This window comes from Symbiopectobacterium sp. (assembly GCF_051710365.1).
Taxonomy (GTDB): domain Bacteria; phylum Pseudomonadota; class Gammaproteobacteria; order Enterobacterales; family Enterobacteriaceae; genus Symbiopectobacterium.
The window spans coordinates 1-19,173 of the sequence record NZ_JBPETA010000047.1; the positions used below are offsets into that span (position 1 = coordinate 1).

A 19,173-nucleotide genomic window follows, 5' to 3' on the forward strand; every position below is an offset into this window, starting at 1 on the left:
CAAAAATGGACGATGCCGCTGAGGGACTGGCGTATGGCTATGAGCCGCTTTATTATCGAGTTCGGTGATCGTCTGGACGGTCACTACTGAGAAAAGGCATTTACACAGAATCGTGTACAGGGTCCTTTGACCAGATTGGTCGAGACGGCTTTGGCAACCACCGGGGCGCTAAACACTACGCTGCTGTAGTACTCTTTGATCGACACCAAATCAGCCAGTTGCTTCTCATCTTTGATACGCCCCCAGCCGATTTTGTTAATCGGTGTGCCTTCGTAGTATTGCAAGATAAAGACATCAGCAATCGAGGTGCCGGTTCTCAGCGGGCCAACCACACCCGGCTCTTTGCCGGCCTCAATCTTCACATCAGTTTCTTGTGCCATCAGATCGCACTGTTTATCCTGCTTGCAGTTGGCGGAATCTTTGTAGCGAATGATTTCAGCCATCTGTTGGTATACCGGTTTCAGTCGCTCATTAAGCCCTTTCACCCCACCTTCACCGGCTTTTTGATTAATGGAATCGATGGCCTGTTGTTTAAACGTGGCGCTGTCGTTGCGGATGATCGGGTTAAAGGTGGCATCCATCGTGCCCAATTTTTCTTTGTGCACCACCGGCACCAGACAGCCGGGGAACGCGCCCACTGCGAAATATTGTGCGGTGGAGATGGTGCGTTGCAGACTGTTGGCATAGAACGAGACGTCTTTATCCGTCGGGCAGGTATCGGCGGCCAGCAGGCGGTTATCCACCAGCCATTCGCTAAAATAGTGGCCGAAATAGGCTTCCAACACGCCACCGCGCGTGGTCAGGTAACTACTGGGGGTATCCCACTGTGGCCAGGCATCCGGCGTGACCTTGCCGAGTGCGCTGCTCGGGCTGGCTAACGGGGCGCGCAGGCCGTGACGACTAAATACCACGACCTGTTCGAGCGTGTAGCCATCCTGCGCGGCGGCTGGGAAAGTGAGCGCTGCGGGCAGTAACAGCGGGAGACAAAACAGGGCTTTTCGTTGTAAAGACATGGTGATGCTCCTGGTGAGTGAATGACACATTCGCGTATGACACGCGTAACGGATGCGTGAAAATGCGTTCTTTCTCATCATGGCTATTTTTTCGCATGGCGAAAAATGTTTTATTACAGAAATGTGACGATTGACTTACCTTACTGAAACAGTAGCATCTCTCTCATATTGGCGTGCGCTGTGCCGTAATGCCTTTTTTCTTTGTCCCGAGGTGGTATTCGTATGGAACAGTTTGAGTGTCTTAGCATTGAGCAAGCCCATGAGCGCTGGCAGAAACACGGCGTGATGGTGGATATCCGCGATGCGCAAAGTTACGCCACCGGGCATGTGCCGCAGGCGCTGCACCTGACGAATGAAACGCTGTCTGATTTTGTGCGTGAAGCAGAGCTCGATCAGCCGGTGATGGTGATGTGCTATCACGGCATTAGCAGCCGCAATGCGGCACAGTATCTGTTGAGCCTGGGGTTTGAGGCGGTATACAGCGTGGATGGCGGCTATGAAGCCTGGCAGCGCGATTTTCCACAGGATGTGGCGTCAGCGTCGGACAACGCGTGAAGTGGAACATCCCGACGCCATAACGCGTCGGGATAGGGCAAGGTTATTCCGCAGCCTGAATCGGCTTTTTCACAAAGAAGCCGTAGCTGATGGCTCCCAGCATTAACAGGAAGGCACCAAACAGGAAGACGTTGGTGAAGGTGCCCGCTGTATCAAGAATAATGCCGGTGACGATCGGCGCACTGGCAGCGCCGAGGAATCCGCCGAAGTTCTGGATGGCACCCAGTGAAGCCACCTGCGATTTCGGGGCGATATCCGTCGCCAACGTCCAGATAACCCCAGACGGCATCTGAGAACAGAAGTAGCCCAGTGACAGCAGCGCGATACACAACGTGGTGTCGTGCACGAAGGGGATCGGTGCCACGAAGCAGGCGGCCAGTGCTGCACCGCACACGATCGGGATTTTACGTGCGGTAATGGTGTTAGTGCCGCGACGAATCAATCGGTCGGAAATCACGCCACCCACCAACACGCCCATGATCCCGGCAAAGAACGGGATGGAGGCCACCCAGCCGGTTTTCATCAGGCTAAAGCCGAGCGATCTCTCCAGATAACTTGGCAACCAGGTCAGGTACACCCAAATGGTGAACATGATGGAGAAGTTCCCCAGAATCATGAACCAGGTGGTTTTGTGTTTGAACAGAGAACCCCAGCTTGCTTTGGGTTGATTCGCTTGTTGCGTCTCAGCGGCTTCCGCTTCGCCGTGGATCTGCACTTCTTCTGCGGGCGTCGGGTTACGGTACAGCTTCAGCCACACCAGCAGAATCGGGATACCAGCCAAACCGATGGCGATAAACATGCCGCGCCAACCCAGCGTCAACAACAGGATGGTCAGGATCGGCGGTGCAACGGCGTTGGCGATCTGTGAGCCAGTGTTGATGATGGCGGTGGGAAGTCCACGTTCATTGCTGGGGAACCAGCGATGGGTGATCTTGATGCCGGAGGTAAAAAACGGTGATTCAGAGATGCCCAGCATCATGCGCAGGCCATAGAACATTGAATAGCCGTTAACAAAACCCGCGAGAATGGTGAACCCTGACCACAGGCCGAGCGCCCAGGAAAACATTTTTTTTGGCCCGAATTTATCAACCAGCCAGCCCGCAGGCAGGTTGGCTAGCGCATAGGGCCACAAAAAGGCCGAAAGCAGCAGGCCCATCTGGGTGGCGCTAAAGTCGAACTCTTTCGAAATCGTGGTGTTGGCGATGCTGAGGTTGGCGCGGTCGAGGTAGTTCACCACGGCGGCGATCAGCAACACCAGAATAATACTCCAACGCAAACGGGATATTTTTTGCATTGGTGGTGCAACAGCAGCAGGTTGAGATAACGATATTGTCTCTTTCATTTTATTTATTTTCCGTGAGCAGGCTGAGAGGAATCTGCGAATAAACGATTCGCCGTGAGTCTGGCTGTAAGGACGTTGTTGTAGGATGCAGGGCGTGCTGTTCTTGCGCCCAATCACGTTGGTCACACACGATCATGCTGAAAATCCCCTGGTTTTTTTATTTTTCGTCGCGGGAATCACGAAGTGTTCCCGCTCGTTGTTGTTATTTTTTATTGCGCAATTTTTTTCTGATAATGCGCGGTGCCGTGGCGAATCTGGTCGAGGATCACGGTCAATCCCCAGAATTTCTCCAGAACGTCATCCTTGTTTACCCGGCAGTGAATGCTGTCAAAGGTGCCGCGGCGTTGATGGTAAATTTTGGCGTTTTTCGGATAGCCCAGCGTTTCAGTAACGGCAGCCAACGACAGGAAATCGGCCAGTTCATCTGCCAGCGCGGGGTTTTCCTGATGGTGGTGATACAGCCACACGTACAGTTCCGGATGGAAGTTGGTGAACACGCCGCTGAAACCGCGCGAGCCCGCTTTCATTGCCGGGAAGGCAATGGCGGCATTGGCGTCGATAATATTAAGCGGGGTGTCCTGCACCAGTTTGACGCGACGGGTTACGGTGTCCAGATCGCAGCTTACGTCTTTCAGCACCACGAAACGGCCGGTGTTAGCACAGTAAGTCAGCTCTTCGTCACTCAGCAGGCGACGATATGGCGCCGGGCACTCATACAGACCCAGCGGCAGCGATGCCGGCAGCGCATCCAGAAGACTGTTCAGCGTACTGAAGAAGGTGTCACTGCCGGTTTTCTGCGGATCGAGGTGGTTAGTCACCAGCACCAGCGCATCGATGCCGGTTTGCGCCATGGCAGACAGCTCTTCGATTTGTGCACCGAGGTCGTCACTGATGTGGCCGGAGGCGATCACTGGCACGCGGCCTTTCACATGGTCGACAACGAAACGGGCCACCGCCACGCGTTCTTCCAGCGTCAGGAATTGCATTTCACTGGACTGGCATACGGCAAACAGCGCATCGACCTTGTTTTCCAGGTACCAGTCAATCAGGTTGGCCAGGCCGGGATAGTCTACGTCGTTCTGTTCGGTGAACGGTGTAAGCATGGCAGGGACGATACCATCGATTTTTTTCATTTTTTGTTTCTCCGAATACAGACTGTGCGGGCGCGGGCCCTCAGGCATTAACGTTGTGATAAACGTGCGATAACCTGTTGATGTTATGGCATGTTTGAGGCACCTTCCCGCTCGACCGCCAAGGAAGCAAAGGCGGAGGCGTAGGTCGCAGCCTGCACCATGCTTTGTCCGTTGGCCAGTGCGGCGGCAAAGACACCGCTAAAGGCATCCCCTGCGCCGGTGGTATCCACACCGAGCGCCGGAAAGGCCGGAATGTGTTGGAACTGGTGGCCGTCATACAGCAGCGCACCGCGCGATCCCATGGTAATGATGACGCGCTTGGCACCCATACGTGCGATTTTCAGCGCGGCTTCTTTGGTGCTGTCAAAATCCTGAATGTCGATACCCGATAGCAGTGACGCTTCCGTTTCGTTGGGCGTGATCACGTCCAGATAATCCAGATAGGGCAGTATCTCGCTGGAGTAGGGCGCCGGATTGAGGATCACTTTTTTTCCCAGCGCATGCGCTAGCTTGATGACGTTCTGGGTGGCGGAAAAGTTATTCTCCAACTGCACCAACAGCACGTCTGACGTGGTTAATTCCGGTGCGATGGCCGCCACTTCATCATCGGTGATGGTCTGGTTGGCACCGGGATAAATGGCGATCATGTTCTCGCCGTTTTGCTGTGAGACATAAATGATGGCGTTTCCGGTGGGCTCTGTATCGGATTGATACAGCTTGAACGCGTGAATATCCGATGACGACAGATGGTCGTAGGCAAACTGGCTGAACTGATCGGTGCCTACCTTGGTGACAAAATAGACCTGTGAACCTGCCCGACTGGCGGCCATCGCCTGATTGGCTCCTTTACCGCCGGGGCCGAGGGCGCTGCCCTGCGCCATGATCGATTCGCCGCCTTTGGGAAAACGCGCCACCTTGGCGACGATATCGACGTTGAACGATCCTAAAATACACACCTTGCCGCTCATCTTGTTTCCTTTCTGTTTGCTGGTTTGATGCCGGGTCTGCTTTTCCAGTCGCTTGAGCAGTACTTCAAAATTTTCACTGCGGGGGCAATCAGCTCAGATTGCAAACTGCGCCGCACAATAATTGCACCGCCGTAGCAGCGCTGAACCAGATTCAAGCGCGCCAACTCGTTCAGGTCGCTGCGGATCGTCTCTTTGCTCACGGCAAATGCGGTGGCCAGATAATCAACACTGGCACGTTCGTGTTTGGTTAAATAAGCCAGAATTTGATTACGTCTTTCTTCCAGGAACATGGTCACCTAGCTGCTGGATATGAGCCTAAAGGAGCGGCTATGGTTAAAAAGTGACTATTGTCATAGGATAATGGGCAAAACGGAAGCAAACGGAAGCGTGTATGTGGGTGATGTATAACGAATTGCCAGCGCCAGCGGTGTTCGTGGTGCGGGCGTCAGGGTAAACCGACGGTTTATCAGAACAATATTTCAACCCTCTTAATAAAACGATGTGATATTTTTATGACAAATCAATTTGCTAACGGATAAACCACGATGGCAATTCGCCTAACAGCCTTATCTCAGCCACGCTTGGCACAGGCGTTTGTCGACTATATGCAAATGCAGAATATTCAACTGGAGTTACGCTTCTCTGGGCAAGAAGCGGAACTCTGGCTGGACGATGAGGCGCGGTTGGCCGAAGTACAGAAGGCGCTTGAGGTGTTCATTCAGGACCCGATGCATCCGCGTTATCAAGCGGCCAGTTGGCAGGCGGGATCAACCTCTTCGCCCCTGCGCTATGCACGTTTCTCTTATTTGCAGACGTTACAGCAGCGCGCCGGACCATTGACGCTGGGTGTGATGATTACCTGCATTGTCGTTTATCTGTGGATGACGATATTCGGTAACGATCGTGCCATGATGTGGCTCTCTTACCCGGATGTGGGGCAAAAAGGCCAGCTATGGCGCTGGTTCAGCCACGCTTTCCTGCATTTCTCCTTGCTGCATATTTTGTTTAACCTGATGTGGTGGTGGTATCTCGGCGGACCGGTAGAGAAAATTTTGGGGACGCGTAAGCTACTGACCTTGGCGCTGCTCTCTGCGGTTGCCAGCGGCTGGATACAATCATTCTTCAGTGGCATCTATTTCGGTGGCCTGTCCGGCGTGGTGTACGCCTTGATGGGCTACGTCTGGCTATACGGTGAACGCGTGCCGTCGGGCCCGCTGTTCATGCAGCGCGGATTGATGGCCTTCGCATTGTTGTGGTTGATCGCCGGATATTTCGATATTTTAGGTCTACGCATTGCTAATGCCGCGCACGTCGTGGGTCTGGTTATTGGGTTGGTGCTGGCTTTTTGGGATACGCAGCAGAAAAAAGCATGATCGCAACCCGGTAGCATTACGGGGTAAGCGTTGCCAGCAGCACAGAGAAGTCTCAACCTGAGGGTTGAGTGGAAACCTGTTTTAGGGGAACAACGTGAGGCAAACACAGCGGCACGACGCCATCATTGAACTGGTGCGTCGGCAGGGATATGTCAGTACCGAAGAGTTGGTAGAGCATTTTGCGGTCAGCCCGCAAACGATTCGCCGGGATCTTAACGATCTGGCGGAGCAGAACAAGATCCATCGCCACCACGGTGGTGCGGCGCTGCCTTCCAGCTCGGTGAATACGGCTTACCACGATCGCAAGATGATGTGGTCAGATGAAAAAGCACGTATTGCACGTAAAGTCGCCAGCCAAATCCCGGATGGTGCTACGCTGTTTATAGATATCGGGACAACGCCAGAAGCGGTTGCCTATGCGCTGTTGCAGCATAAGGATCTGCGGGTCGTCACCAACAACCTGAACGTGGCGACGTTGTTGATGGAAAAAGAGGATTGCAGGCTGATTCTGGCAGGCGGTGAAGTGCGCACCCGGGACGGCGGCATTATGGGTGAAGCGACGCTGGATTTCATTTCTCAGTTTCGTCTGGATTTTGGCATCCTCGGCATCAGCGGCATTGACATGGATGGCTCCTTGCTGGAGTTTGACTACCATGAAGTGCGCACCAAACGGGCAATTATCGAGAATTCCCGCTGCGTCATGCTGGTCACCGACCACTCCAAATTCGGTCGCAATGCGATGGTGAATCTGGGCAACATGGACCTGATCGACTATCTTTTTACCGATCAACTACCACCACCCAGCGTAATGAAAATCATTGAACAACATAAGGTGCAGTTGGAGTTGTGCTGAGCCAGACGTGCCTTTTTCTGATTGATAACAGGGGAGAGGCACGATGGGAAAGCTGTCATTCAACCACACTCTGTTTGTTGCTGCATTGCACCGCCAACGACAACACTATGGCGTGGCGGCGCTGACCTGCCTCAGCGCCCAGCAGCAGTGGCATGCCGTCAGTACCGCGCTGGCGGAGCAGCTTGCCGCTCACCCGATAACCCCTCCCGATTCGCTGCCAGGCCGTCATGTTAACTACCTCTCCATGGAGTTTACCGGGTCGCCTCACCGGCAATAACCTGATTAACCTGGGATGGCACTCCGCTGTGGCAGCGGTGCTGGCAGAGCAGGGGCTTAACCTCAGCGATGTCCTGGAAGGCGAGACTGACCCGGCATTGGGTAACGGGGGGTTAGGGCGTCTGGCTTCCTGTTTTCTGGATGCGATGGCGACGGTGGGGCAACCGGCGATGGGCTACGGGCTGGACTATCAATACGGCCTGTTCCGCCAACGTTTCGAGGCCTGCCAGCAGCATGAGTATCCTGATGACTGGCAGCGCGATGCGTACCCTTGGGGGCGACCGCAGCCTGAACTGGGCGTGAAGGTCGGTTTCGGTGGCGCTATCGAACGGCGCGATGGAGAGGCCGAAACATGGCAACCCGCCTTTTATTTTTGCGGTGAGGCGCGCGATGTGCCGGTGCTGGGCTATCAAAATGGCGTGGTGCAGGTGTTGCGGCTCTGGCACTCTGCCGCGGAAACCCCTTTTGATCTCACGGCATTCAACGCCGGGCGCTATCTGGATGCAGAGCGCGCCGGTGTGTCAGCGGCGAGCCTGACGAAAGTGCTTTATCCGAATGACAACCATGCCGCCGGTCGGCGTCTGCGCCTGATGCAGCAATATTTTCAGTGTGCCTGCGCCGTCGCGGACATTGTGCGCAGACACCTTCAGGCTGGGCGGACGTTGTCAGCGCTGCCAGAGTGGGAGGTGATTCAACTCAACGACACGCACCCGACGCTGGCTATTCCGGAATTGTTGCGCGTGTTGCTGGATGAACATCATCTGGGTTGGGACGCGGCGTGGGGTATCACTCACCGTATGTTTGCCTATACCAACCATACTTTGATGCCAGAAGCGCTTGAGCGTTGGCATGATGGCTTGTTCCGTCGCCTGCTGCCCCGCCATTTTGATCTTATCAACACCATTGATGCGCATTTCAAAGCGCAGGTGGAACAGCAGTGGGGAGCACAGGCAAAGCATATCTGGCCGCGTGTCGCCATTCGCTATCAGCACCAGGTGCGTATGGCAAATCTGTGCGTGGTGGTTTGCTTTGCCGTTAACGGGGTGGCCGCACTGCATTCGCGTCTGGTCGTGAGCGATCTGTTTCCAGAATACCACCAACTTTGGCCGCAAAAATTTCATAACGTGACGAACGGCATTACGCCACGCCGCTGGCTTAAGCAGTGTAATCCGGCGCTGTCGGCACTGCTGGATGAAACGGTTGGAACGGCCTGGGCCACGGATTTACCCATCTTGCGTGCGCTCGAACCTTACGCCGATGACAGTGCGTTTCGGGCGCGTTATCACACCATCAAGCAGCAAAACAAAGAAAATCTGACAAACTGGGTAAGCAAGAATCTGGGGATGAAACTGGACCCTCACGCCCTGTTTGACGTGCAGATCAAACGCTTGCATGAGTAAAAACGCCAGCACCTGAATTTGCTCCATATTCTTTCACTTTACCTCCAATTGCGTGATAACCCGCATCTGGATATAGTTCCGCGCGTCTTTTTATTCGGGGCTAAGGCTGCACCTGGATATGTGCTGACAAAAAACATTATCTACGCTATTAATAGCGTAGCGGAGAAGATTAATCGGGATAAGCATGTCAGAGATCGTTTGCGTATACTGTTTATTCCAGATTATCGTGTGTCGCTGGCGGAGCGAATCATTCCCGCTGCCGATGTGTCGGAGCAAATCTCCACCGCAGGGAAAGAGGCCTCTGGCACCGGGAACATGAAGCTGGCATTAAACGGTGCGCTGACAGTGGGGACGCTGGACGGTGCCAATGTGGAAATGGCGCAGGAGGTTGGGGAAGAAAACCTGTTTATTTTCGGGCATACGGTGGATGAGGTTAAAAGCGTGCTGTCACAGGGCTACGATCCGCGTGTGGTGCGCAAGCAGGTGCCGCAGTTGACCCTATTGCTGGATGAACTGGGCAGCGGCGCGTTTAGCCACGGCGACAAAACGGCGTTTGCGCCGTTGCTTGAAAGCCTGCTGGATAAGGGCGACCCCTATCTGTTGTTGGCCGATTTTGCGCCTTATTGCCAGGCGCAGCAGCGTGTGGATGCGCTGTATCGTGAAACGGAGGAATGGACGCGACGGTGTGTGCTGAATACCGCGCGAATGGGTTTTTTCAGTGCCGATCGGGCGATTCATGATTATCAGACGCGCATCTGGCACGCGCGCTGTTGAGGAAAGGAAGATGTCATTCAAGGTAGATAACCCGAAGTTCGCTCCTGTCGGCGTTGCCGATACCTATACTGATGCATACGGTAAAACGCACCTTGTCGATGTTGCAGTGAAAAAACAACTGCTGACCATGATGGCGACGAGCGGCTGCGAAAATGCACCGTTGCCTTCGGTCCGGGTTTTTCGTCAGGGCAAGGCGGCGCTGATTCCCCTCTCAGGCGACGGCGAGTTTGGTTGGACGCTGATGTATGAAAACGGGGGGCAGGTTCAGGGCAACATCACGGGCGGCAGTGAACTGCTGCTGCCGGATGCTTTACCACTGGGGTATCACGAACTGATATTGATGCGCGGTGAACAGCGCTGGACCTGCCGCGTGATTGTTGCGCCGCAGCGTGGCTATGAGCCGGAGCCCTTGACCCAGGGGAAACGCTGGTGGGGCGTTAACGTGCAGCTTTATACGCTGCGCTCGCAGGATAATTGGGGGATTGGCGATTTCGGCGATCTGCGCCAACTGGTGGAGCAAGTGGCGCGGCGCGGCGGTGCCTTTATCGGCGTGAATCCACTGCATGCGCTTTATCCTGCCGACCCCGAGGCTGCCAGTCCTTACAGCCCCTCTTCCCGTCACTGGTTGAACATCATTTATATCAACGTCAACCGTATTGATGATTTTCAACAGAGCAAAGAGGCGCAAGCCTGGTGGCGACAGGATGACACCCAGCGTCAACTAGCGGCACTGCGTGCCGGACGCTGGGTTGACTACAGCGGTGTGATGGGGCAAAAACTGGCCGCACTGCGGCTGGCATACGACTTCTTCAAGACGCGCAGCGTGCTCGATCCGCGCGTCAGTGCATTTCGTCAATTTGTGGTCAGCGGTGGACAAAGCCTGCAACGACAAGCCACCTTTGATGCGTTGCAAACCTGGCTCAAACGTCAGGGCGAGAATTATGGCGATTGGCAGCAGTGGCCAACGCGTTATCACGATGTGCATGGCGACACGGTGAAAGCTTTTTGTCAGGAAAATGAGCACGAGATTGCGTTTTACTGCTGGCTGCAATGGGTGGCTAGCGAGCAGCTGGCAGAGTGTTTCGCGCACAGTAAACAGCTCGGGATGCCTATTGGCCTATACCGGGACATGGCCGTGGGCGTGGCGCAGGGCGGAGCGGAAACCTGGGATGAGCGTCGGCTCTATTGCCTGGAGGCCGCCATCGGTGCGCCGCCCGACCCGTTGGGGCCGCAGGGGCAAAACTGGTCGCTGCCACCGATGAACCCGCACGTGATGCAGGCGCAGGGATATCAGCCGTTTGTTGATGTGCTGCGCAGCAACATGGCGCACTGTGGTGCATTGCGTATCGACCACGTGATGGGGCTGCTGCGCCTGTGGTGGATACCCAAAGCCGAGCCCGCTACGCGCGGTGCCTATGTACATTATCCGCTGGATGATTTACTGGCTGTGCTGGCGCTGGAGAGCCAACGCCAGCGCTGTCTGGTCGTGGGTGAAGATCTGGGGACGGTACCGGCCGAGATTGTGGATAAACTGCGCGACAGCGGCGTTTACTCTTACAAGGTGCTGTTTTTTGAACAGGATGAGCACAATCACTTTCGGGCTCCACTCGACTATCCGCGCCAGTCGATGGCGACGATTACCACACACGATCTGCCCACGTTGCGCGGCTTTTGGCAAAACGTCGATCTGTCATTGGGCAAAGAACTTGGCCTTTATCCCTATGAACGCACGTTGCAGCAGCAGATTGAACAGCGTGACAACGCAAAGCAGGGCTTGCTCGATGCGCTGCATCAGTATCAGCTATTACCGCAGCGCGTAGGGCGCAATGCGGCGTTAACCGCGATGGGCACACAACTGAGCCGTGGTGTACAGCGTTATCTGGCGGACAGTCGCAGTGCCTTGCTGGGGTTGCAACTCGAAGATTGGCTGGACATGGCGACACCGGTCAATATTCCCGGCACCACGCGCGAATACCCTAACTGGCGGCGCAAGCTGAGCAGAACGGTGACGTCAATATTCAGCGATCGTCACTTGGAACGTTTGATTCGCGATCTCGATCTACGACGTGGTTTGGCGTTGCCGCCTGAAACGGCGAGTGGAGCCAGTGAGCGTTGATGGGGTGAGGCGTACTCCCCACAGGGACGTGGGGAGTATGGCGATCAGTGGATCAATAGTATGAATGTTCGCCGCGCTGGTGCTCTGTCAAATCGCGCACGCCTTTCAGCTCAGGGAATTTCTCTAACAGCTCTTTCTCGATCCCTTCTTTCAGCGTGTAATCGACCATTGAACAGCCGTTGCAACCGCCGCCGAATTGCAGGATAGCCAAGCCATCATCGGTGATTTCCATCAGCGTTACACGACCACCGTGCCCGGCTAACTGGGGGTTGATCTGGGATTGCAGTACATACTCTACGCGTTCCATCAACGGCGCATCGTCACCCACTTTGCGCATTTTTGCGTTAGGCGCTTTCAGCGTCAGTTGAGAGCCCAACTGATCGGTAACGAAGTCGATTTCAGCATCTTCCAGGTAAGGTGCGCTCAGTTCATCCACGTAGGCGGAAAGCTTTTCGAACTTCAGTTCAGTGTCGGAGGCTTCCACCGCATCCGGCGGACAATAGGAAACGCCACACTCAGCGTTGGGCGTGCCCGGATTGATAACGAAGACGCGAATTTGTGTGCCTTCTTCTTGTTTTACCAGCAGTTTGACGAAGTGGTCTTGTGCAGAGTCGGTAATACGGATCATAGTGGGTTAACTCAATTGTTGACTACGCTTATCGGTCATAATACGCCCATCGTAGCGTTAACTCCAATTCATTCACGGTAAATGCCATTTATGGCAACAAAGGCGTTCACGCATCGAGCAGCGTGCGGCACAGGCACCACACCTGAATATACGCGGCGCCCTGCGCCTGTAACACGCGGCAGATCTCAGTCACCGTATTGCCAGTAGTCACCACGTCATCCACCAGTGCCACCCGCAGTCCGGAGAGATCTTGGTCGCAGGCAAACGCATGACGCAGGTTGTAGCGCCGCTCAGAGGCGCACAGGTGCTGTTGCAAAGGCGTATGACGCACACGACTGAGCGTATGCGGATGATAGCGACAGCGCAGCCAACGGGCCAAAGGCTGGGCCAGTAACTCGGTTTGATTGAAGCCGCGCCGCCAGCGCTGACGGCGGTGCAGTGGCACGGTGAGCAGTACATCGGGTTTCTCAACGCGTTCAGGATCAAGGCGATATACGTTAAGCCAGCGCAGTAACATTTGTCGCGCGAGCACCTGCCCGAGTTCGATGCGTCCGTGGAATTTGAACTGTTTCAATAGCGTGGTGAACGGTGGGCGATAATCGGAGACAAACGTCAGGCTGTGCCAGCGTGGCGGGCGATACAGGCAGCGACCGCACGGCAACGTGGCAGTGCCGGAGGGTAACCCGCAGCGCGGGCAGCATACTGGCGGAGCGGGAAGATGGCGCTGACAATAGCAGCAAATACCGTGGTGGTAATGATAAAGCGGTTGTTGGCATAGCCAGCAGTTAGCACCGATGGTTAACATAGTAGCCTCGCAACAAAATATCAAACGACTAGCAGGAAGATAATTGATGACAACGCTCTACTGGCACACCGAAGGGGAAGGGAAACGCGATCTTGTGTTGCTGCACGGATGGGGGCTGAACGCGCAGGTATGGCAGGGTATTGCGGCGCGATTGGCTCCGCATTTTCGGCTGCACTGTGTGGATCTCCCCGGTTATGGCCGTAGTGTAGGATATGGAGCGTTACCGCTTGCTGACATGGCTGATATCGTGCTGGCACAAGCACCCGAGCAGGCTGTCTGGTTGGGATGGTCGCTGGGCGGACTGGTTGCCAGTCAGGCGGCACTCAGTGCGCCTGTGCGTGTCAGTGCTTTGGTCACGGTCGCTTCCTCCCCCTGTTTCAGCGCACACGAGGAGTGGCCCGGCATTAAACCTACGGTGTTGCGGGGTTTTCAGCAGCAGCTTAGCGAAGATTTTCAGCGCACCGTGGAGCGTTTTTTGGCATTGCAAACCCTGGGCACAGGCAGCGCGCGTCAGGATGCACGCCTGCTAAAAAGTGTGGTGCTGGAACAACCGATGCCGAGCATTGAGGTACTTGAGGGGGGCTTGGACATTTTGCGCCAGACCGACTTGCGCGAGGCGATGGAGTCGTTGACGTTGCCGATGCTGCGTATTTACGGGGCGCTGGATGGGCTGGTACCGCGTAAAGTGGCGAGCCTGCTTGATGAACGCTGGCCTGATAGTGATTCCGTGGTGATGGCGCAGGCGGCGCATGCACCGTTTATTTCCCACCCGGATGCCTTCACCGAAACGGTTTGCGCGTTTGCTGGCGTCTAACGCTTTGTTGAGTAAAGGCACAAAAAAATGTGTCACCAACGTTAATTTACATATTCTCCTCATTTTCTCCACGATGTTGCGTGTGGTGACAGGGTAAAGTAGTGCGTTATTTAAGATACCTATAAATAATCAACAATATGCGCCACGTATAAAATAGTCTGAAGGAGCGTTGTTTCGATGGCGAATTTTTTTATTGATCGCCCGATTTTTGCCTGGGTACTGGCTATCCTGCTGAGTCTGGGGGGCATGATGGCGATTGCCTCGTTGGTGGTTGAGCAATACCCCGATTTGGCACTGCCCAATGTGCGTATCACCGCTTCCTATCCGGGCGCTTCTGCGCAGACTATGGAAAACACCGTGACGCAGATTATCGAGCAGAGCATGACCGGGCTCGATCATCTGATGTACATGTCATCGCAAAGCAGCTCCGGTCAGACACGCATTACCTTAAGCTTTGATGCGGGCACCGATCCGGATAACGTCCGCCAGCAGGTGCAGAACCAGTTGCAATCGGCGATGCGAAAATTGCCGCAGGATGTGTAACAACAAGGGGTTACCGTCAATAAGACGGGAGACACCAATATCCTGATGATCGCGTTCGTCTCGACAGACGGCAGCATGGAGAAACAGGATATCTCCGACTACGTTGCCAGTAACGTACAGGAACCGCTCAGCCGCATCAACGGGGTGGGCAGCGTCGATATTTTCGGTTCGCAGTATGCCATGCGCATCTGGCTCGATCCGTCCAAACTCAAATCCTTTTCCCTGACGGCCAGCGATGTGGTGAGCGCCATTCAATCGCAAAACAGTCAGGTGTCGGTCGGTCAGGTCGGCGGTACGCCATCTGTAGACTATCAGTCACTAAATGCCACCGTAAACGCGCGCTCGCTGTTGCAAACGCCCGAGCAATTCCGCGCCATTACCCTGCGTGTTAATCAGGATGGCTCTGCGGTGACGCTGGGCGACGTGGCGAAGATTGAACTGGGGGCAGAAAACTACGACTCGCTGAGCCGCTTCAACGGTCAGCCTGCCTCCGGGCTTGGTATCAAACTGGCGTCCGGGGCCAATGAAATCGAAACCGATAAGCTGGTGCGCGCGCGCTTGGCTGAGCTGGCCCCGTTTTTCCCGCACGGGCTGGAAGCGAAAATCGCGTTCGAAACTTCCCCCTTTGTAAAAGCCTCGATTGAGGATGTGGTCAAAACGCTGTTGGAAGCGGTACTGCTGGTGTTTTTGGTGATGTACCTGTTCTTGCAAAATTTCCGCGCTACGCTCATCCCCACTATCGCGGTCCCCGTGGTGCTGCTGGGGACGTTTGCCGTGCTCTATGCCTTTGGCTTTAGCCTCAATACGTTGACCATGTTCGCGATGGTGCTTGCCATCGGGATGTTGGTGGATGATGCCATCGTGGTGGTGGAAAACGTTGAGCGCGTAATGAGCGAGGAAGGGCTGAGCCCCAGAGCTGCGACGCGCAAATCGATGCAACAGGTGCAAAGTGCATTGGTGGGTATTGCGCTGGTGCTTTCTGCGGTGTTTGTTCCAATGGCGTTTTTTGGCGGCACGACCGGCGCTATTTACCGCCAGTTCTCCATCACCATCGTCTCCGCGATGGTACTGTCGGTGTTGGTGGCGTTGATTTTAACCCCCGCACTGTGCGCCACGCTGTTGAAACCGTTGGCGAAAGGCGAACACCATGGCAAACGCGGCTTCTTCGGTTGGTTTAACCGTCAGTTTAATCAGCTCTCTGAACGTTACGAGCACGGTGTTGGCAAGATAGTGGTCAAAGGTGGCCGCTGGTTTGTGCTCTACCTCGCGATTATTGGCGTGATGGCGTTCCTGTTTCGCACCTTGCCGACCTCGTTTTTGCCGCAGGAAGATCGCGGCGTCTTTATGACGCAGATCCAGCTACCGCCCGGCTCGACATAGCAGCAAACGCTGAAAGTGGTCGAGAAGGTGGAAGCCTATTACATGACGCAAGAAAAAGAGAACGTGGTGTCGGTATTTACCACCGTTGGTAACGGCCCCGGCGGTAACGGCCAGAACGTGGCACAGCTGTTTGTGCGTCTGAAAGATTGGGATGAACGTCCCGGCGTGCAAAACAGCGCAGGTGCCATCGTTGAACGGGCAACGCGTGCCTTTCGCCGTATCAATGAGGCGCGGGTTTTCGCCAGCACGCCACCGGCGATTTCCGGTTTGGGTAACGCATCCGGGTTTGATATGGAATTGCAGGATCGCGCAGGGCTGGGGCACGACGCTTTGATGGCGGCGCGTGACACGCTGCTGGCGCAGGCGGCTGGGGATGCGCGTTTGACCCGGGTTCGCCACAACGGTCTGGATGACAGCCCGCAAATGCAAATCACCATCGATCAGCGCAAGGCGGAATCGTTGGGGGTTTCCATCAGCAACACCAACAGTACGCTGAAGATTGGCTGGGGCTCCACTTACGTGAACGATTTTATCGATCGTGGACGGGTGAAAAAGGTGTATGTGCAGGCAGCCGCGCCTTATCGCATGCTGCCAGACGATCTCAACAAATGGTATGTGAGTAATGACAGCGGGGGCATGGTGCCATTCTCCGCCTTTGCGCAAACCTCGTGGATGACCGGCTCGCCGCGACTGGAACGCTATAACGGTTTCTCCGCGTTGGAGATCCTTGGCGAATCAGCGCCGGGCGTCAGCACCGGTACAGCCATGGATGTGATGGAACAACTGGTGGCTAAATTGCCAGAAGGGTTTGGGCTGGAGTGGACCGGCATGTCGCTGCAAGAGCGCATGACCGGAGCACAGGCTCCGGCGCTCTATGCCATCTCTCTGCTGGTGGTATTTTTGTGTCTGGCGGCGCTGTATGAAAGCTGGTCCGTGCCGTTCTCCGTGATGCTGGTGGTGCCGTTGGGCGTGCTGGGCGCATTGATCGCAACCTGGGCACGCGGGCTGGAAAACGATGTTTATTTTCAGGTTGGCCTGCTGACAGTGATCGGGCTTTCAGCCAAAAACGCCATATTGATTGTTAGAGTTTGCTAACGATATGAACCACAAAGGCGTGGATATCGTCAAAGCCACGCTGGAAGCTTCCCGCCAACGCTTGCGTCCCATCCTGATGACGTCACTGGCCTTTGTTTTTGGTGTGTTGCCGATGGCAACCAGCACCGGTGCGGGCACCGCCAGCCAGCACGCGGTGGGCACCGGCGTGATTGGCGGCATGGTGGCTGCCACCGTGCTGGCGATATTCTTTGTTCCCCTGTTTTTCGTCGTAGTACGACGCCGCTTCCCATTGAGAGAGAAAACGGAGTAGTGCTTATTGGTCTCTCTTTCCTTATCCCCGTGGGAGTCACGGGGATTTTTTTCCTGCCTGCCTCGTGACGAATAAACCTCTCTATCCCTGTTAACATTCATCAAACTGTAAACAAAGGTAACTAGGTTATGTCCTGATTATATTATCGCTCAAGGACATGACCATGAACGCTCGTTGGCTACTGCCGTTGTTGTTTGCTTCCACCCTGCCGGGGTTCGCGCAGGCTCAAGCGATTTACCCTATCGACCGCGCCACCATGCTGGCTGGCGGTAAGTTTGACTTTAAAGTTGAGTTTGATGCTGTACTGAAACCCGCAGATGTCCGCATTCTGATCAACGGCAAGGATTACCAGCAGGTACTGGGTAAATCCGCTACCTTTGTTGAGCGTGAAGACGGGCAGGATGTCTCTGCCGTGTGGATCCGCGATGTGTTCCTGCCGCAGGCAGGCAAGTATGAAGTAGAGGCGCAGGCTAACGGCAAAACGTCGAAAGTGACCTGGGATGTCTATCCCAGCGCGGAAAAACGTAAAGCGAAGAACGTCATTCTGTTTATCGGTGATGGCCTCTCTGTGGCGCACCGCACCGGCGCGCGCATCCTTTCCAAAGGCGTGACCGAAGGGAAAGCCGATGGTCGTCTGGCGATTGACGATCTGCAATACATGGCGTTTGCCGGCACCTCCAGTACTGACTCTATCGCGGCAGATAGCGCCAATACCATGAGCGCCTACATGACGGGGCACAAATCTGGCGTGAATGCGTTGGGTGTCTATGTGAGCCGCAGCAAGAATTCGCTGGAGCATCCGAAACAGGAAACGCTGGGCGAACTGATCACCCGTTCTTCCAAGATGTCGGTTGGCGTGGTCAATGACGCCGAACTGGAAGATGCCACGCCAGCGGCGGTAGTGTCTCACACCCGCCGTCGCGCCGATAAAGCGGAAATCGTTGAGATGTTCTACAACGTGAAGCCGACAGTCATGCTGGGCGGCGGTTTTGCCTACTTCCTGCCGAAGAGCACCGCTGGCTCTAAACGTAAGGATGACACCAACTACGTTGAGAAATTCCAGCAAGCGGGCTATACGCTGGTCACTGACGCAGACGGATTGAAGAAAAATGCTGAGCAGGCCACCAAACTGCTGGGGCTGTTCCATACCGGCAATATGGACGGTGTACTGGATCGCCGTTTCCTGAAAAATGACGTGACCAAGAAATTTCCTAATCAGCCGGATCTGACCGACATGACGCAGGCGGCGCTGGATGTGCTGTCGAAAAACAAAGACGGCTTCTTCCTGATGGTGGAATCGGCGCTGATCGACAAAGCCTCTCACCCGTTGGATTGGGAACGCGCTTTTACCAACACCATCATGCTGGATCAGTCAGTGGCCATTGCCAAAAAGTTTGCTGAGAAGAACCCGGATACGCTGATCATTGTCATCGGTGACCATACGCACGGCCTGTCGATTATCGGTACGGTTGATGATAAACCCGGTACCGAGATGCGTGAAAAAGTGGGAGTGTATGAAGATGCGGGCTTCCCGAACTACAAAGATGCCAACAAAGATGGCTACCCGGATGACATCAACGTCTCTAAACGTTTAGCGGTATTCTTCAACAATGACCCGGATTACTATGAAACCTTCCGTCCGAAACTGGATAATCAGTTCGTTCCTGCCATCAAGAACGAAAAAGACCAGTATGTGGCGAACAAGGCCTATGAAACCGTCATTCCGCACCTACTTTAAGAATAAATTCGACGGTATCGCTCGCCGAGAACATCAACGATGGTCTTGTGAACAGAATTGAGGTTGGATACTTGTGGTGGTCTGTCACCAATACTG

11 protein-coding genes and 3 pseudogenes are annotated in these 19,173 nt (G+C 54.9%); 8 read left to right on the forward strand and 6 right to left on the reverse strand.

Annotated elements, in window-relative coordinates; genetic code table 11:
- Positions 1-83: 83 nt before the first annotated feature.
- Positions 84-1,013: a histidine-type phosphatase gene (locus ACTBDZ_RS06695; RefSeq protein WP_438814737.1), complete on the reverse strand. Its 930-nt coding sequence runs from the start codon at positions 1,011-1,013 to the stop codon at positions 84-86.
- A gap of 222 nt (positions 1,014-1,235) precedes the next feature.
- Between ACTBDZ_RS06695 and glpE the strand changes: the two genes are divergently transcribed.
- Positions 1,236-1,568, forward strand: a complete 333-nt coding sequence (gene glpE, locus ACTBDZ_RS06700; protein ID WP_438814738.1) for a thiosulfate sulfurtransferase GlpE — start codon at positions 1,236-1,238, stop codon at positions 1,566-1,568.
- A gap of 43 nt (positions 1,569-1,611) precedes the next feature.
- Here the strand turns inward: glpE and ACTBDZ_RS06705 are convergent, their stop codons facing one another.
- The 3 genes and pseudogenes from ACTBDZ_RS06705 to rbsK all read right to left on the reverse strand — a co-directional run bounded on the left by ACTBDZ_RS06705 (position 1,612) and on the right by rbsK (position 5,301).
- Positions 1,612-2,910 (reverse strand): MFS transporter, encoded by a 1,299-nt coding sequence (locus ACTBDZ_RS06705; RefSeq protein WP_438814739.1) that lies wholly within the window; start codon positions 2,908-2,910, stop codon positions 1,612-1,614.
- Positions 2,911-3,119: 209 nt separating this feature from the next.
- Positions 3,120-4,043, reverse strand: coding sequence for a dihydrodipicolinate synthase family protein (locus ACTBDZ_RS06710; protein ID WP_438814740.1), 924 nt, complete (start codon positions 4,041-4,043; stop codon positions 3,120-3,122).
- Positions 4,044-4,126: 83 nt separating this feature from the next.
- Positions 4,127-5,301: pseudogene (gene rbsK, locus ACTBDZ_RS06715) on the reverse strand (ribokinase).
- A 255-nt stretch (positions 5,302-5,556) separates the two neighbouring features.
- On the opposite strand from rbsK, the gene glpG reads away from it, so the two are divergent.
- The 4 genes and pseudogenes from glpG to malQ all read left to right on the forward strand — a co-directional run bounded on the left by glpG (position 5,557) and on the right by malQ (position 11,803).
- Entirely contained in the window at positions 5,557-6,384 is an 828-nt protein-coding gene (gene glpG / locus ACTBDZ_RS06720) for a rhomboid family intramembrane serine protease GlpG (protein ID WP_438814741.1), read from the forward strand.
- Positions 6,385-6,478: 94 nt separating this feature from the next.
- The gene (locus tag ACTBDZ_RS06725) at positions 6,479-7,237 is read left to right on the forward strand and encodes a DeoR/GlpR family transcriptional regulator (RefSeq protein ID WP_438814742.1); all 759 of its coding nucleotides are present in this window, start codon (positions 6,479-6,481) and stop codon (positions 7,235-7,237) included.
- A 43-nt stretch (positions 7,238-7,280) separates the two neighbouring features.
- A pseudogene (malP, locus tag ACTBDZ_RS06730) lies at positions 7,281-9,687 on the forward strand (maltodextrin phosphorylase).
- 10 nt (positions 9,688-9,697) lie between these two features.
- On the forward strand, positions 9,698-11,803 hold the full coding sequence (gene malQ / locus ACTBDZ_RS06735) for a 4-alpha-glucanotransferase (protein WP_438814743.1): 2,106 nt from the start codon (positions 9,698-9,700) through the stop codon (positions 11,801-11,803).
- 52 nt (positions 11,804-11,855) lie between these two features.
- Here malQ and nfuA read toward each other — a convergent pair whose 3' ends face one another.
- Together nfuA and gntX are read right to left on the reverse strand one after the other, a co-directional pair.
- A complete protein-coding gene (nfuA, locus tag ACTBDZ_RS06740; RefSeq protein WP_252320799.1) occupies positions 11,856-12,431 on the reverse strand; it encodes a Fe-S biogenesis protein NfuA in 576 nt (191 codons plus the stop codon).
- A 106-nt stretch (positions 12,432-12,537) separates the two neighbouring features.
- The gene (gntX, locus tag ACTBDZ_RS06745) at positions 12,538-13,236 is read right to left on the reverse strand and encodes a DNA utilization protein GntX (RefSeq protein WP_438814744.1); all 699 of its coding nucleotides are present in this window, start codon (positions 13,234-13,236) and stop codon (positions 12,538-12,540) included.
- A 46-nt stretch (positions 13,237-13,282) separates the two neighbouring features.
- Between gntX and bioH the strand changes: the two genes are divergently transcribed.
- From bioH to ACTBDZ_RS06760, 3 genes and pseudogenes are all read left to right on the forward strand, one after another.
- Complete coding sequence (gene bioH / locus ACTBDZ_RS06750; RefSeq protein ID WP_438814745.1) at positions 13,283-14,050, forward strand: pimeloyl-ACP methyl ester esterase BioH; 768 nt, start codon at positions 13,283-13,285, stop codon at positions 14,048-14,050.
- Between the two features lie 177 nt (positions 14,051-14,227).
- Positions 14,228-17,339: pseudogene (acrD, locus tag ACTBDZ_RS06755) on the forward strand (multidrug efflux RND transporter permease AcrD).
- 163 nt (positions 17,340-17,502) lie between these two features.
- Entirely contained in the window at positions 17,503-19,077 is a 1,575-nt protein-coding gene (locus ACTBDZ_RS06760) for an alkaline phosphatase (RefSeq protein ID WP_438814746.1), read from the forward strand.
- The last annotated feature ends 96 nt before the right edge of the window (positions 19,078-19,173 follow it).

What these genes read in the sequence shown, in the direction of transcription:
- gntX (WP_438814744.1), bottom strand. Translation starts at nt 13,236, where the DNA reads ATGTTAACCATCGGTGCTAACTGCTGGCTATGCCAACAACCGCTTTAT.
- ACTBDZ_RS06710 (WP_438814740.1), bottom strand. Translation starts at nt 4,043, where the DNA reads ATGAAAAAAATCGATGGTATCGTCCCTGCCATGCTTACACCGTTCACC.
- malQ (WP_438814743.1), top strand. Translation starts at nt 9,698, where the DNA reads ATGTCATTCAAGGTAGATAACCCGAAGTTCGCTCCTGTCGGCGTTGCC.
- nfuA (WP_252320799.1), bottom strand. Translation starts at nt 12,431, where the DNA reads ATGATCCGTATTACCGACTCTGCACAAGACCACTTCGTCAAACTGCTG.
- ACTBDZ_RS06695 (WP_438814737.1), bottom strand. Translation starts at nt 1,013, where the DNA reads ATGTCTTTACAACGAAAAGCCCTGTTTTGTCTCCCGCTGTTACTGCCC.
- glpG (WP_438814741.1), top strand. Translation starts at nt 5,557, where the DNA reads ATGGCAATTCGCCTAACAGCCTTATCTCAGCCACGCTTGGCACAGGCG.
- ACTBDZ_RS06760 (WP_438814746.1), top strand. Translation starts at nt 17,503, where the DNA reads ATGAACGCTCGTTGGCTACTGCCGTTGTTGTTTGCTTCCACCCTGCCG.
- bioH (WP_438814745.1), top strand. Translation starts at nt 13,283, where the DNA reads ATGACAACGCTCTACTGGCACACCGAAGGGGAAGGGAAACGCGATCTT.
- ACTBDZ_RS06705 (WP_438814739.1), bottom strand. Translation starts at nt 2,910, where the DNA reads ATGAAAGAGACAATATCGTTATCTCAACCTGCTGCTGTTGCACCACCA.
- glpE (WP_438814738.1), top strand. Translation starts at nt 1,236, where the DNA reads ATGGAACAGTTTGAGTGTCTTAGCATTGAGCAAGCCCATGAGCGCTGG.